Annotated in this window: 9 protein-coding genes; 4 read left to right on the forward strand and 5 right to left on the reverse strand. The window is 65.9% G+C overall.

What is annotated here, in order from left to right:
* Window positions 1-3 precede the first annotated feature (3 nt).
* The 4 genes from MUN46_RS00265 to MUN46_RS00280 are packed head-to-tail and all read right to left on the reverse strand — an operon-like array spanning window position 4 to window position 8,951.
* Window positions 4-1,473 carry an efflux transporter outer membrane subunit gene (locus MUN46_RS00265; protein ID WP_285230514.1) on the reverse strand — a complete coding sequence of 490 codons (1,470 nt, stop codon included), beginning with the start codon at window positions 1,471-1,473 and terminating at the stop codon, window positions 4-6.
* A complete protein-coding gene (locus tag MUN46_RS00270) occupies window positions 1,449-4,631 on the reverse strand; it encodes an efflux RND transporter permease subunit (RefSeq protein ID WP_285230515.1) in 3,183 nt (1,060 codons plus the stop codon). The genes MUN46_RS00265 and MUN46_RS00270 overlap by 25 nt, the downstream gene beginning before the upstream one ends.
* Window positions 4,589-7,732 (reverse strand): efflux RND transporter permease subunit, encoded by a 3,144-nt coding sequence (locus MUN46_RS00275; RefSeq protein WP_243376891.1) that lies wholly within the window; start codon window positions 7,730-7,732, stop codon window positions 4,589-4,591. Before MUN46_RS00275 ends, MUN46_RS00270 begins: the two co-directional genes overlap by 43 nt.
* Window positions 7,733-7,760: 28 nt before the next feature.
* A complete protein-coding gene (locus tag MUN46_RS00280; protein WP_243376890.1) occupies window positions 7,761-8,951 on the reverse strand; it encodes an efflux RND transporter periplasmic adaptor subunit in 1,191 nt (396 codons plus the stop codon).
* A gap of 251 nt (window positions 8,952-9,202) precedes the next feature.
* On the opposite strand from MUN46_RS00280, the gene MUN46_RS00285 reads away from it, so the two are divergent.
* Both MUN46_RS00285 and MUN46_RS00290 read left to right on the forward strand, forming a co-directional pair.
* A complete protein-coding gene (locus MUN46_RS00285) occupies window positions 9,203-9,646 on the forward strand; it encodes a DUF3310 domain-containing protein (RefSeq protein WP_243376889.1) in 444 nt (147 codons plus the stop codon).
* A gap of 546 nt (window positions 9,647-10,192) precedes the next feature.
* Window positions 10,193-11,428, forward strand: a complete 1,236-nt coding sequence (locus MUN46_RS00290; RefSeq protein WP_243376888.1) for a dicarboxylate/amino acid:cation symporter — start codon at window positions 10,193-10,195, stop codon at window positions 11,426-11,428.
* Window positions 11,429-11,669: 241 nt separating this feature from the next.
* Here MUN46_RS00290 and MUN46_RS00295 read toward each other — a convergent pair whose 3' ends face one another.
* Complete coding sequence (locus MUN46_RS00295) at window positions 11,670-12,437, reverse strand: outer membrane protein assembly factor BamD (RefSeq protein ID WP_243376886.1); 768 nt, start codon at window positions 12,435-12,437, stop codon at window positions 11,670-11,672.
* Window positions 12,438-12,456: 19 nt separating this feature from the next.
* Here MUN46_RS00295 and MUN46_RS00300 point away from each other — a divergent pair, with 19 nt between their 5' ends.
* A complete protein-coding gene (locus MUN46_RS00300; protein ID WP_243376885.1) occupies window positions 12,457-13,512 on the forward strand; it encodes an RluA family pseudouridine synthase in 1,056 nt (351 codons plus the stop codon).
* A 63-nt stretch (window positions 13,513-13,575) separates the two neighbouring features.
* Entirely contained in the window at window positions 13,576-14,364 is a 789-nt protein-coding gene (pgeF, locus tag MUN46_RS00305; protein WP_243376883.1) for a peptidoglycan editing factor PgeF, read from the forward strand.
* Window positions 14,365-14,403: the final 39 nt, after the last annotated feature.

Raw genomic sequence — 14,403 nt, forward strand, 5'->3', positions numbered from 1 at the left:
TTTTCAGCGCTCCCTGACCTTTCCGAGGCCTTCCCAGCCTCCGCCCAGCGCCTCGATCAGCCGCACGCTGTTCACCAGCGCGTCGGCCTTGAGTGAAATGAGGCTCTGCTGGCTTGAGAGCCTCGTCGTCTCGGAGGTGTACACGTCGGTGTAGTCGATCATGCCCTCCGCGTACTGGCTCGACTTCACGCGGGCGGTCTCGGAGGCCGCCTGCAGGCCCCGTTCGCTCTGCTCGATCTCGCGCTCGAGGTGCCTTGCGGCCGCGAGGTAGTCCTCCACGCCCTGGAAGGCCTCGAGCACCGTCTCCCTGTAGGCGGCCACGCTCTTTTCGTAGTCGGCCTTCGCCTGCCTCACGCGCGAGGAGGTCTTTCCCGCGTCAAAGAGCGGCGCGGCGGCGGAGGCGCCCAGAGACCAGAGGAAATGGGGGGCGTTCACGAAGTGCGAGAGCCTCGAGCCCGAGTACCCGGCCTCACCCGTGAGCGTGAGATCCGGGTAATAGCCCGCGATCGCGATTCCGATCTCCTCGTTCGCGGCGGCCATGCTGCGCTCGGCCGAGGCGATGTCGGGCCGGCGCTCGAGCAGCCTCGAGGGCACCCCCGCGGGGACGGCGGGCACGGCCGGCAGCGCGGAGGCGGCGGCCGGCAGGCTGAAGTCGGCCGGGGCCCGGCCGGTCAGCACCGCGATGGCGTGCTCGTACTGGGCGCGCTCGGCCTCGAGCGAGGCCTTCGACGAGCGGGCCGAATACAGGCTCTGCTCGGCCTGCGTGAGGTCGGACTTCACGACGGCGCCCGAGCGGTATTTGTTCTGCAGCACCCGCACGTTCGACTCATAGGCGCGGATCGTCTCCTCGTAGAGCGCGATGCGCTCATCGAGCGAGCGGAGCGTGAAGTAGTTGCGCGCGAGGCTCGCCTGCGCCGAAAGCGCGGTGTTGGCGAGATCGGCCTCCGCGGCCTGCGCGAGCGCCTTCTCCTCGGTCACCTGGCGGCGCAGCTTGCCCCACAGGTCAAGCTCCCAGGACAGGGAGGCGCTCAGCGACACGCTGTTGCCCGTGCGGCCGCTCTGACGGCTTCTCGACCCGGAGGCGCCGGCGTTCACCGCCGGATAAAGCGAGGCCTCGTACTCGGAGACCAGGGCCGCGGCCTTCTCAAAGCTCGCGACGTACTGGGCCACCGTCTGGTTGCCGGAGACCACCCGGGCCTCCAGGTCGTCGAGCACCGGGTCGCCGTACATCCTCCACCATTCGCCCTTCAGCTCGGAGTCGGCCGGGCGGGCGCTCTTCCAGCCCTCGGGAGCCGCCTCCTTGAAGGAAGCGGGTGCCGCGGAGGCATCTGGCGCCTTGTAGTCCGGGCCCACCGCGCAGCCCGCCAGAAGCGAGGCGAAAACGGCGGAGGCTGTCCACACGCAAAGAGCTTTTCTGTTGTGTTGCTTCATGTCAGTGACTTTCTCCATCACGAGCCCGCGGGCTCTCGCCATGCAAACAGCTTCGAGGCAATGCGATGGCGGACCGCCTTCACCTTCGAGCCGACCCGGTCGAGGTATACGTAAACGACCGGCGTCGTATAAAGCGTGAGCACCTGGCTCACCACCAGGCCGCCGCAGATCGCGATGCCCAGCGGCCGGTTGAAGGACCCGTTCGCGCCGGTCTGGATGATGAGCGGGACCGCGCCGAAAAAGGCGGCGAGCGAGGTCATCAGGATCGGACGGAAGCGCTTGTCGCAGGCCGCGATGACGGCCTGCTCGGGCGTCATCCCGGAGCGCTGCGCGGCGATTGCGAAGTCCACCATCAGGATGCCGTTTTTCTTCACAATGCCGATCAGCAGCAGGATGCCCACGAACGCGATCACGGTAAGCGGCGTTCCCGTGGCCATCATGAGCAGCATCGCACCGATGCCCGCCGAGGGCAGGGTCGAAATGATGGTGAGCGGGTGTATCCAGCTCTCGTAGAGGATGCCGAGCAGGATGTAGATCACCACGATCGCGCCCGCGATCAGCACGGGCATCTGCGCGACCAGCTTGTCGTAGGTCTTGGCGGTGCCCTGCATGCTGCCGTGGATCTCATCGGGCAGCCCGATCGAGACCAGCGCGCGGTCGATCGCTTCCTTCGCCTGGCTCAGGGTCACCCCGTCGGCCAGGTTGAAGGCGATCGTCGTGGTGGCCATCTGCGACTGGTGGGCGACCGAAAGCGGGGTGGCCGCGTAGGTGATCTTCGCGAAAGCCGAGACCGGCACGAGCTCTCCCGAGGAGGTCGTCACCCGCAGCCGGCTGAGCACCTGCGGATCCTTCGTCCAGCTGCGGTCGAGCCCGATGATGCTGTAGTACTGGTTGAGCACCTGGTACTGGGTGGCGATCTGGCGCTGCGCGAAGGCGTTGTTCAGGAACGTGTCGATGTCCCTCACGTCCAGCCCGTAGCGGGCCGCGGCCTCGCGGTCGATCTCGAGCTTCGCCTCGATGCCGCCCGACTCCTCGTCGGTGTCGACGCTCGTGAGCTCCTTGAGCCCGGCCATCACCGCGTAGACCTTCGGGCTCCAGGCCCGAAGCGTCTCCAGGTTGTCGCACTGCAGGCTGTACTGGTAGGTCGCGTTCGCGCTCCTGCCGCCGATGCGGAAGTCCTGCGCGGCCATCATGAAGAGCTGCGCGCCGGGTACCCCCGCGCCCTGCCGGGTGAGCCGGTTGGCGATTTCCGCGGCCGAGGTGTGGCGCTGCGTCCCCCAGGTCTTCAGGCGCACGAAGAACATGCCGGTGTTGCGCGAGCCGAAGCCCCCGCCTCCCGTCGAGGAGATCACGTAGCGCACGTCGGGATCCTTTTCGATCCGCGCGGCCACCTGCTTGAGGACCGGCTCCATCGCGGTGAAGCTCGTGGCCTGGTCGGTGCGCACCGCGCCCATCAGCATGCCGGTGTCCTGGTTGGGGAAGAGCCCCTTGTCGATCACGATGAAGAGAAAGACGTTGCCCGCGACCGTGAGCAGCAGGATGAAGAGCGTGAGGGCCTTGTGCCGCATCACGCCCCCGAGGCTTTTCACGTACCCCGCGTGCAGCTTCTTCAGAAAGCGGCTGAAGCAGTCGAGCAGCCGCACGGCGGGATTCTTCCTGCCGCTCTCAGGGGCCCGGTCCTGCGGCCGCCCCAGCAGCCGCCCGCTCAGCATCGGCGTGAGCGTGAGAGACACGAACATCGAGACCACGAGCGCGGCGGCCAGCGTCACGGCGAATTCCCGGAAGTAGCGTCCGATCACGCCCGAGAGGAAGAAAAGCGGAATGAAGACCGCGATCAGCGACGAGGTCATTGAAAAGACGGTGAAGCTGATCTCGCGGCTGCCCGCAAGGGCCCCCTGCATGGGGCTCGCCCCCTCCTCGATGTGCCGGCTGATGTTCTCGAGCACCACGATCGCGTCGTCCACCACGAAGCCCGTGCTCACGATGAGGGCCATCATGGACAGCGTGTCGAGCGTGTAGCCGCACAGGTACATGATCCCGAAGGTGCCGATGAGCGAAATGGGCAGGGCCGCCGCGGGAATGAGCACCGCCCGGCCGTTCCTGAGAAACAGGTAGACCACGCAGATCACGAGGATCACGGAGAAGATGAGCGTCTTTTCCGTCTCGTAGAGGGAGTCCCGGATGTTGGCCGAGCGGTCGATGGCGAGCGTGAGCTTCGTGCCCCCGGGCAGCATCGCGTTAAGCGTCGGCATCAGGTCCTTGATCGCCTGGATCGTCTCGAGCATGTTCGCCCCGGCCTGCCTCGTGACCGAGATCGAAATCGAGGGCACGCCGTTCAGGTAGCCCGCCGAATAGATGTCCTGCACCGAGTCGTAGACGTTTGCCACGTCCTGCAGCCTCACCGGCGCGCCGTTCTTGTAGGCGACGATGATGTCGCGGTAGTCCGCGGCCCGCGTGAGCTGGCCGTTCGCCTCGATCCACCAGGTGCTCGCGTCGCCCGCGATGAGGCCGCGCGGCGAATCCGTGGTCGCCGCCTCAATGGCCGAGCGGACGGTGTCGAGCGCGAGGCCCTGGCTCTCCAGCATCTTCGGCTTGAGGTCGATGCGGATGGCGGGCAGCGCGCCGCCGCGCAGCGACACCTGGCCCACGCCCTTCACCTGCGCGATGCGCTGCTGCAGCTTCGAGCTCGCAAGGTCGTAGAGCTGGCCGCGGTTGAGCTTGTCGGAGGTGAGCGCGAGCATCACGATCGGGGCGTCGGAGGGGTTCGCCTTGTGGTACGTCGGCAGCGTCTTCATGGCCGAGGGCAGCAGCGTGCGGGCTGCGTTGATGGCGGCCTGCACGTCGCGGGCCGCGCCGTCGACGTCGCGCGAGAGATCGAACTGGATCACGAGATGGGTCGAGCCCTGGCTCGAGCTCGAGGTGAGCTCGGTGATGCCGGCGATCTGGCCCATGGCCCTTTCAAGCGGCATCGCCACCGTGGCGGCCATGGTCTCGGGGCTCGCTCCGGCCAGCGACGCGCTCACCATGATGGTGGGCGTGTCGACCTGGGGAATCGGCGCGACCGGCAGGAACCGGTAGGCCACGGCCCCGAGCACCGTGATCGTGAGCGAGATGAGCAGCGTCGCGATCGGCCTCAGGATGAAAAGCCGGGAGAAGTTCACGGCGCCCCCTCCCCGGCCGCCGCCGGCTTTTTCAGCCACGCAAAGGACACCGCCCCGTCATAGCGGCCGGAGAGCCGCTCGAAGAAGAGGTAGATCACGGGCGTGGTAAAGAGCGTGAGCAGCTGGCTGAAGAGCAGCCCCGAAGCGATCACGATGCCCATCGGGACGCGGAACTCCGCCCCCGAGCCCGAGGCGAACGCAAGCGGCAGCGCCCCGAGCAGGGCCGCGCAGGTCGTCATCATGATCGGGCGGAAGCGCAGCAGGCAGGCGTTGTAGATCGCCTCGAACGGGGGCTTTCCGGCGCGCTGCTCGGCCAGCGCGAAGTCGATCAGCATGATGGCGTTCTTCTTCACGATGCCGATGAGCAGGATGATGCCGATCAGCGCGATCAGCGTGAACTCCATCCCCGCGATCTTCAGCGCGAGCAGCGCCCCGATCGCGGCCGAGGGCAGCGTGGAGATGACCGTGACCGGGTGGATCCAGCTCTCGTAGAGGACGCCGAGCACCACGTAGACCACGGCCACCGCGGCGAGGATGAGCCAAAGCATGTTCGCGTTCGAGCTCTCGTAGGAGGAGAGCGCCCCCTGAGGCTTCACGCGGATCGTGGAGGGGATCTTGATCGAGCTCAGGGTCTCGTTCACCGCCTCGCGCGCCTCCTCGATGGAAAAGCCCTCGGCGAGGTTGAAGGAGACGGTGGCGGCCGGCGTCTGCGAAATGCGCGAGTAGCTCACCGGGCCCGTCCTCTCGGAGATGGTGACGAGGTTGGAGAGCGGCACCATGAGGTCGGCCCCCGCCGCGCTCGAGTCGGCCGTGCCGCTCTTCAGGTAGACCTTTGAAAAGGCGGAGAAGTCCTTTTTGAGGTCGGGCGAGACCTCAAGCACGACCCGGTACTGGTTCGCCTGGGTGTAGATGGTGGAGATCAGCCTCTGGCCGAAGGCGTTGTAGAGCGCCGCGTCGATGTCGCTCGCGCTGATGCCGTAGCGCGCGGCCGCCTCGCGGTTGATGTCGACGTAGGCGACGCGCCCCGAGTTGTCGAGGCTGGTTACCACGCCGCGGAAGCCCTGCCTCTGCGACAGGGCCTTCACAAACTTAGGCACCCATTCGTCGAGCTCCCCGCGGTCGGTCGAGTCAAAGGTGAGCTGGTACTGCGAGGGCGTCACCATGTCGTCCACGTTGAGGTCCTGGCTCTTGATCGCGTAGAGCCTGATGCCGGGCACCTGCCCGGAGACCTTCCTGAGGCGGTCGATCACGGCGTTCGCGCCGTCCCTGCTGCCGAAGTCCTTGAGGGTGATCTGCAGCCTGCCGTTGTTGAGCGAGGAGTTGTTGGCCGCGTCGACGCCGACGATGGAGGCGACCGAGGCCACCGCGGGATCCTTGAGGATGAGCTCGCTCAGGGCCTGCTGGCGGCGCGACATCTCCTTGAAGGAGACGTCGCCCGGCGCCTCGGTGATGCCCTGGATCACGCCCGTGTCCTGCGAGGGGAAGAAGCCCGAGGGCACCCAGAGATAAAGGATGGCCGTGAGGGCGAGCGTTCCCACCGCGACGGCGAGGGTGGCCTTCTGGTGCCCGAGCACGAAGCGCAGGCAGCGCTTGTAGAGGTCGAGCAGCCAGTCGAAGCCCCGCCCGAAGGCCTGCGTGATCCGGCTGTGCTCGGACTCCGGCACATGCCTGAGCAGATAGGCCGACAGCATCGGGGTGAGCGTGAGCGACACGCACATGGAAACCGCGATCGACACCGCGAGCGTAATTGAGAACTCGCGGAAGAGCCTGCCCACGACATCGCCCATGAACAGCAGCGGGATGAGCACCGCGATCAGGGAGATGGTGAGTGACATGATGGTGAAGCCGATCTCCTTCGAGCCCTGCAGCGCCGCCTCAAGCGGCTTCATCCCGTCGTCGATGTGGCGCTGGATGTTCTCCACCACCACGATGGCGTCGTCGATCACGAATCCGGTCGCGATCGTGAGCGCCATGAGCGAGAGGTTGTTGAGCGAGAAGCCCGCGAGGTACATCACGCCGAAGGTGCCGATGATTGAGAGCGGCACCGCGAGGCTCGGAATGAAGGTCGCGGCGATCGTGCGCAGGAAGAGGAACGACACCATGACCACGAGCGAGATGGACAGCATCAGCTCGAACTGCACGTCCTCGATCGAGGCCCTGATGGTCTGGGTGCGGTCCGTGAGCGTGGCGATTTTCACCGATCCGGGCAGCGCGGCCTCGATCTCGGGCAGCTTCGCCTTGATCTGGTCGACGATCGACACGACGTTCGTGCCCGGCTGGCGCTGGATGTTGATGATGATCGCGGGCTTGCCGTTGGCCCAGGCCTCCTGGTACTCGTCCTGCGGGGCGTACTCCACCTTGGCCACGTCGCGCAGGTGCAGCGCCTGTCCGTTCTCGTACTTGAGCACGAGGTTCTCATACTCGGCGGGCGTGCGCAGCTGGTCGTTCGCGTCGATCGTGATCGAGCGCTCGTTGCCGTCAAAGCCGCCCTTCGAGCCGTTCACGTTCGCGTTGCTGATCACGGTGTTCACGTCGGCGAGCGCAAGCCCGTGGCTCGCGAGCGCCGTGGGGTTCACGCGGATGCGCACCGCGAGCTGCTGGCCGCCGGCGAGGCTCACGAGCCCCACCCCGGAGATCTGCGACAGCTTCAGCGCGGCCCGCGTGTTGATGAGGTCCTGCACCTGCGTGAGCGGCAGGGTGTCGGAGGTGGCCGCCAGCGTGAGGATCGGGGTGTCGGCCGGATTCACCTTCTTGTAGGTGGGCTTGTTGGGCAGGTCCGAGGGCAGCAGCGAGTCCGCGGCGTTGATGGCCGCCTGCACCTCCTGCTCGGCCACGTCAAGCGAGAGCTCGAGGTTGAAGCGCAGCGTGATCACAGAAGTGCCGCCGGAGCTCACCGAGTACATCTGGTTCAGGCCCGACATCTGCCCGAGCTGGCGCTCCAGGGGCGCGGTGACGCTGGTGGCCATCACCTCGGGGCCGGCGCCCGGGAACAGGGTGGTCACCTGGATGACGGGATAGTCGACCTCGGGCAGCGCGGAGATCGAAAGGCTCCGGTAGCCGAGCAGGCCTCCGAGGATCACCGCAATCGTGAGCAGCAGGGTCGCGATCGGCCGGAAAATAAATAGGCGTGAAAGATTCATGTTCGCTCGAGCGAGACTGCGGCTTCAATCAGCGGCGTCCCCTGCCGACTCCCTTGGATTTTTTCTCCACGGCGCTTGTGTCCACGGCCTTGGGCTCCACGACGGTCACCTTCGAGCCGTCGCTGGTCGAGTCGGCCCCGGCCGTGACGACCCGGGCCCCCTCGGCGACGCCTTCAAGGATGGCGGTCTTTCCGTCCTCGGTGGCCGGCCCGATCTTCACCGCGGCCTTGTGCGCCACCTGGTCGTCGCCCACCGTGAAGACGTACAGGCCGTTCTGGCTGGTCTGGATCGCGGAGGTCGGGACGACGACCGCGTTCTTCAGCGTTCCGGTGACGAGCTTCACGTTGACGAACTGATTCGGGAAGAGCTTCGAGTCGCGGTTGTCAAAAAGGCTCTTCACCTTCACCGTGCCCGTGGCCTGGTCGATCGTGTTGCCCACGGCCGAGACCGTCCCCCGGGCGAGCAGCCCGAGGCCGCTCTGGTCGAAGACGTCGACCTGCAGCTTCTGACCGCTTCTCACCGGCCCCACGACCTCGGAGAGGTTGCCCTGCGGGATGGAGAACTCGACGGCAATGGGCGCGGTCTGGGTGATCACGGCGATCGGCGTCGAGTCGCTCGGGCCCACGAGGTTGCCGAGATCGCGCTGGCGGATGCCGATGTAGCCGGAGATGGGGGCCGTGATGCGGCCGTAGCCCACCGAGACGCTCGCGTTGGCGATCTGGCCGCGGGCGCTGCGCACGGCGCCCTCGTACTGCTTCACCGCGGCGCGCTGCGCCTCGAGGTCCTGCTTGGAAATGGAGTCCTGGCGGTAGAGCCGCTCGTAGCGCTCGAGCACGCTCTTCGCGTTGGCAAGCTGCGCCTGCGCTTCAGCCAGCGTGCCCTGGTACTGCTGAAGGTTCGCCTCGTAGCCCCGGGTGTCGACCTTGGCGAGCAGCGCCCCCTTCTTCACGAAGTCGCCTTCCTTAAAGTAAAGGTTCGTGAGGTGGCCCTGAACCTGCGAGACCACGTCGGCGGTCTGGTTCGCGGTCACCGTGCCCAGGGCGGTCACGATGGTGGGAACGTCCTGGCGGACGGCCTGGGCCACCTGAACGGCGACCGAGCGCGGCATCATGCCCATTTTGCTCATCCGGGCCGACTGCCAGCCGCGGAAGCCCGCGTAGCCGGCCGCAGCAAGCGCAACGACAACGCCCGCGGCGATAAGAGCTTTCTTTAAGTTCATGTTCTAAAGGGTCTGAGAGACGAAATAAAGATGTAGGGATAGAAAAGGCAGGACGAAACAACGTCTTTCGGCGATCGCACTCTGAGGCCTGTCTGTTCCGGCCCCTGTATGATAAGCACGGTTTGCGTTAAGTTTTGTTATCAGAGAATTAATAATAACAACCGGATACGGCCCGCGGGGGGAGGCCCGGGCGCCCTTGTCCGGGTGCAAAATAGGGACTTTCCGCCTGCAGACAAAGGAGTCGCTGACACATGAAGACCACGGATGTGAAGGGAGCTTCCCGCGAAGCCGTGAACCATCCCGCGCACTACGCAGCCCACTACCGCCGCGAGGTGATCGAGCTCACCGGACTGTTTGACTTCACGACGGGCAACTCGATGAAGTACGTGCTGCGGTGCCGCTTCAAGGCGCATCCGGCCGAAGACCTGCAGAAGGCGCTCTGGTACCTCAATTACTTCGCGGACCACCCCGAGGTGGGCTTTGAAAACCCCAGGGGCGCCTCGGAGGTCCTCGGCGACTTCCTCGCCGACCTGGGGACCGGCGAGCCCTTCGGCCGGGAGGCCGGACGCTTTCTCAAAAGCCTCGTGCGGGCCGTGGAGACGCCGCCTGAAGACAAGGCTGGAAGAGCCGCCCTGCTGCGGGAGGCCTCGCTCGCGCTGCAGAGCCTCCTGTCGCACGCCGCCCAGAGCCTCTAAAGACCAGCTTTTCCCGTTTCCATGGCTCCTTTCGAATAAAGAAAGGTTTTTTCCTTACGGCTTATTCCTTAAAAACTATGCAAAGAAGCCGCATGGCTGAATTAAAGCTATAAAAAATAGCCTCCAGTTGACTTACATCAAGGCAAATAGTTCATTTCCAAAGGAAAATCCGGCGAAACGACATCGATTATTCATTTAAAAACAATGCGTTGTATCAGAATCAACGGCTTCGTCCCATAAATCGGCGTCTTTACATTTCAGGCCGCCCGCTTATTTCGTTTAATTAATTGATTATTAAATAATTTAATCGAAATTCCGCAGGCAGGGCGCCCCCGCCTTCCGAGAGTCTTAAAGATATTACAAAGTGTAATATTCAAGTGAATGGCCTCCTTTGAGGAAGGTCCGCCCCCGCGCTAGGGGAGCGGCAGTTCTTCGGTCCACTTATTCCCCCTGGCCCGCGGGGCTGTTTCAAAGGAAGCTGAAACTTGGGGAGGGCTGCTGCAGCCGTCTGCGGCTGGCTCTAGACAAAGCAAAGGGAGGGTGTTTATGGCTGAGAAGAAAAGAAGCTGGCTGTTTAGCCTGCCGGCTCAAATGATTGTCGGCCTGGTCCTGGGCGTGATCGTCGGCGCATTCGTTTCCGCCGACGTGGGCGCCACCTGGTTCAAGCCTCTGGGCGATCTCTTCATTCGCCTGATCCGAATGGTGGTCGTGCCCCTGGTGTTCGCCACGCTGGTGGCGGGCGCTGCAAGCATCACCGACATCTCCAAGCTCGGCCGCGTGGCCGTGAAGATCCTGATCACCTACATGGTGACCACCGCCATCGCCGTGGGCTTCGGCCTGGGCTTTGCCGAGCTCATTCAGCCGGGCGTCGGCCTCGACCTGTCTACGAGCGGTCTCGCCGCCAAGGTGGTGAAGGCCCCGAGCATCGTGCAGACCTTCCTCAACTTCGTCCCGATCAACCCGATGGAAGCCATGGCGAAGGGCAGCATGCTGCAGATCATTTTCTTCGCCGTGTTCTTCGGCGTGTGCCTGGCTGGCCTCGGGCCGCGCAACAAGCCCCTGCTTGAGATCTTCCAGCTGATCGGCGACACCATGATCCGTGTGACCAACGCGGTCATGTACTACGCCCCGATCGGCGTGTTCGGCCTGCTCGCCTACACCGTCTCCAAGCACGGCCTGGCCGTGCTGCTGCCGCTGGGCAAGCTCATCCTCGCCTCCTTCGTCGCCACCGCGCTCTTCTGCATCGTGGTCTACGGCGCGATCGTCGTCTTCTACCTGCACATGCCGGTCGGCCGCTTCCTGAAGGGCATCTTCGAGCCCTGGCTCGTCGCCTTCACGACCTGCTCGTCCGCCGCGGCCCTGGCCGTGAACCTGCAGGCCTGCCGCAAGCTGGGCGCCACGAAGTCGATCGCCTCGTTCTCCATCCCGCTCGGCAACACGATCAACATGAACGGCACGGCCATCTACATGGGCGTGTGCGCTGTGTTTGCGGCTGAGATCTTCGGCATGGACCTCTCGATGACCGACCAGATCACGATCGTTCTCATGGGCGTGATGGCCGCCATCGGCACCGCGGGCGTCCCGGGCGCCGGCCTCATCATGACGACCGTGGTCTTCACGCAGGTCGGCATTCCGCTCGAGGCGGTCGCCCTGATCGCGGGCATTGACCGTATTCTCGACATGATCCGCACTTCAATCAACGTCGTGGGCGACGTGGCCTCGGCCCTGGTGGTGACCAAGTCCGAAGGCGACCTCGACTCCGAGCCGTACACCGAAGGCTGACCGCCGAAGGAAAAGAAAGGAGCGGCAGGCGCGGCGCGCCTCCGCCCTTTCCCCTTTCCGAAGCAGTTTCTCCGATCCCCGGATGCGCCCTGAAGGCGCGCCCGGGGATATTTTTTTACCCTCCGCTCCGCAGCCCCTTGTTTTTTCCCGCGGGCCAATAAAAAGCGCCCGGGCCAGGCACTGGCGCGGGCGTGCTGGACTTAAAGGCTTAAGACAGAGGGCCTTTCCCCTGCCCGCCCCGTCAGTCGAGCTTTCTGTCCTTATTCATCTGGATCACGCGGCGGACGTCGGCCTCGCGGTCCTTCATGCCGAGCTTCGCGTAGCTGTCGGCGAGCACCTTCAGCGCGTCGTCGGAATAGGGCGTCTGCTGATAGTCGGTCACCACGCGCTGGGCGCGCTGGATCGCCGCCACGTAGCCGTGGCGGTCATAGTAGAATTTCGCCACCTTCAGCTCGTGGTTCGCGCGGGCGAGCACGAGCTCGTGCATCCGCCTGCGCGCCTCGGGGGCGTAGCGGGAGTCCGGATACTTCTCGACCAGCAGCTTGAAGACGTCGAAGGCATCGCGCGCGGCGTTCGCATCGCGGTCGGAGATGTCCTGCTTGGTGAGCCGGGCGAAGAATCCCTCGTCCTCGTTGAGCGTCGCGAGCGCCTTCAGGTAGAGCACGTAGTCGCTGGCCGGATGGTTCGGGTAGGAGCGCAGGAACCGGTCGCAGGCCTGGATGGCGGCCTCCGGGTCCTCGTCCTTCCAGGCGGCGTAGGCCATTTCGATCTGAGCCTGCTGCGCGTAGCGGCCGAACGGATAGCGGCTCTCCAGCTTCGTGTAGTACTCTTTGGCAAGCGACCAGTTGCTGTCGTCCAGCGCATCGCGGGCCTCGCTGTAGAGCCGGTCAGCAGACCACTCCGCGGTCGGGTCATCGGTCTTCGACGACATCCACGAGCACGACGACGTGACGGCGGCAACGGCGCAAAAGCAGGCGGCTAGCGCAAAGCGGTGAAGGGCTTTCTTCATTTAGAGGACAAACGATCAATTGAAAGGTTCTGTCGATTATAACCGGGACAACCCGGGGGCTGACGCAACCGAGGACAGCCTCTCGGAGTTCGTGGTCGGAGCGGAAATGAACGGCGTGAGGCTCGACAAGGCTCTCGCCGCCCTGATGCCCTCAGTGTCCCGCTCCCGGCTGCAGTGCTGGATCAAAGACGGCGCGGTGCTCGTGAACGGCCGGCCCGCGCGCCGCGTGAGGGACGCCGTGCTCTCAGGCGACGTGATCTCGGTGAGCGCCCAGCCCACGCCCGAGGAGCTCGCCTTCACCGCCCGGGACGTGCCTTTCGAAACGGTCTATGAGGACGAGGCCCTCCTTGTCGTCAACAAGCGCGCGGGGCTCGTGGTCCATCCCGGCGCCGGGCACTGGGACGACACGCTGCTGAACGGCCTGCTCTTTGCGCGCCCGGCCCTCGCGGCGCTTCCGAGGGCGGGGATCGTGCACCGGCTCGACCGGGACACGAGCGGGCTCATGGTGGTCGCAAAAACCCTGGCCGCGCAGACCTCGCTCGTGCGCCAGCTGCAGAGCCGCAGCGTCAAGCGCGAGTACTGGGCGCTGCTGCGCGGCCAGGCCCCCGAGCGCACCCTGATCGACCGCCCGATCGGCCGCGACCCGAGGAATCCCCTGCGGTTTGCCGTGGAGGTGCCGGGCTCGATGCGCGAGGCCCGCACCCGGCTCGCCACGGTCGCCCGCGCGAGCTGCGGCGGCCGCGCCATCTCCTGGGCCGCCTGCCGGCTCGAGACCGGCCGCACGCACCAGATCCGCGTCCACTGCGAGAGCATCGGGCTGCCGCTGCTGGGCGACCCCGTCTACCGCGGCGGGCTCGCGCCCTGGCCGCAGGACGGGACGCCTCTGGCTGCCATGAAGCGGCAGTGCCTGCACGCGAGCCGCCTCGGGCTCGTCCACCCGGAGAGCGGGCAGCGCCTGGAGTGGTTCGCTCCCCCGCCGCAGGACCTCGCCCGGGTCATGGAATTCCTGGGCTTCGGGCCGCTCGACCGCCCGGTTTCGGTGTTTGAGGAAGCGCTCGGGGGAAAGCCTCTTTAAAATGAACGCATCCGGGCGCAGCGCCGCTTCGCCCGCCCCTTCATTCCTCACCCGGCAGACCTGATGACCAACCTGCAGAACCCCTCCCTCGGGCTCATACGAGCCGACTGGGCCGCCCCGAAGCGCGTCCATGCCCTCTTCACGCTGCGCACCGGGGGCGTCTCCTCGGGGCCCTTTGGCGGCATCGACGGGCTGAGCGGAATGAACGTGGGCCTGTACTGCGGGGACGTCCCCGCCTGCGTGCGCGCGAACCGCGCGATCCTCGCCTCCCTGGCCGGAGCGCAGCCGCACTGGCTGCGCCAGGTGCACGGCACCGCGGTCGTTCAGGCCGACCTCGCCGCGCCCGAGCAGGAGGCCGACGGCCTGTGGACCGCTTCCCCCGGGGTCGTCCTCGCCATCCAGACCGCGGACTGCCTGCCCGTGGTCCTCGCCGATTCCGAAGGCCGCGCGGTGGCCGCGCTGCACGCGGGCTGGAAGGGACTGGCCGCGGGCATCCTGCAAAAGGGCGTGAGGACGCTCCGCGGCGCGCTCGGCCCCGGCGCGAGGATTCTCGCCTGGCTCGCCCCGAGAATCGGCCCCGAGTCCTTCGAAGTGGGCGGCGACGTGCTCGAGGCCATGGGAAAGACCCTGCCGCGGGCGGATCTGGCCTTCGCCCCCGGGCCGAAGCCCGGGAAATGGATGGCCGACCTCGCCTGCCTCGCCCGCGAGGCGCTCGCCCAGGAAGGCGTCGCCGCGGAGGACGTCTCGGACTGCGGGCTCTCGACCGCCGCCGATCCGCAGCGCTTTTTCAGCTACCGGCGCGACAAGGGCAGGACCGGCCGGCACGCCACCCTCGTGTGGATGGAGCCCTGACTCTCCCGGGCCGGCCCGCTTCGCCTGGAAAACCACAAA

This window comes from Mesosutterella faecium (assembly GCF_022809315.2).
In the GTDB taxonomy this organism is placed as follows: domain Bacteria; phylum Pseudomonadota; class Gammaproteobacteria; order Burkholderiales; family Burkholderiaceae_F; genus Mesosutterella; species Mesosutterella faecium.

Coding starts and splice junctions, on each gene's coding strand:
- MUN46_RS00265 (WP_285230514.1), bottom strand. CDS start 1,473: ATGGCGAGAGCCCGCGGGCTCGTGATGGAGAAAGTCACTGACATGAAG.
- MUN46_RS00275 (WP_243376891.1), bottom strand. CDS start 7,732: ATGAATCTTTCACGCCTATTTATTTTCCGGCCGATCGCGACCCTGCTG.
- MUN46_RS00280 (WP_243376890.1), bottom strand. CDS start 8,951: ATGAACTTAAAGAAAGCTCTTATCGCCGCGGGCGTTGTCGTTGCGCTT.
- MUN46_RS00285 (WP_243376889.1), top strand. CDS start 9,203: ATGAAGACCACGGATGTGAAGGGAGCTTCCCGCGAAGCCGTGAACCAT.
- MUN46_RS00290 (WP_243376888.1), top strand. CDS start 10,193: ATGGCTGAGAAGAAAAGAAGCTGGCTGTTTAGCCTGCCGGCTCAAATG.
- MUN46_RS00295 (WP_243376886.1), bottom strand. CDS start 12,437: ATGAAGAAAGCCCTTCACCGCTTTGCGCTAGCCGCCTGCTTTTGCGCC.
- pgeF (WP_243376883.1), top strand. CDS start 13,576: ATGACCAACCTGCAGAACCCCTCCCTCGGGCTCATACGAGCCGACTGG.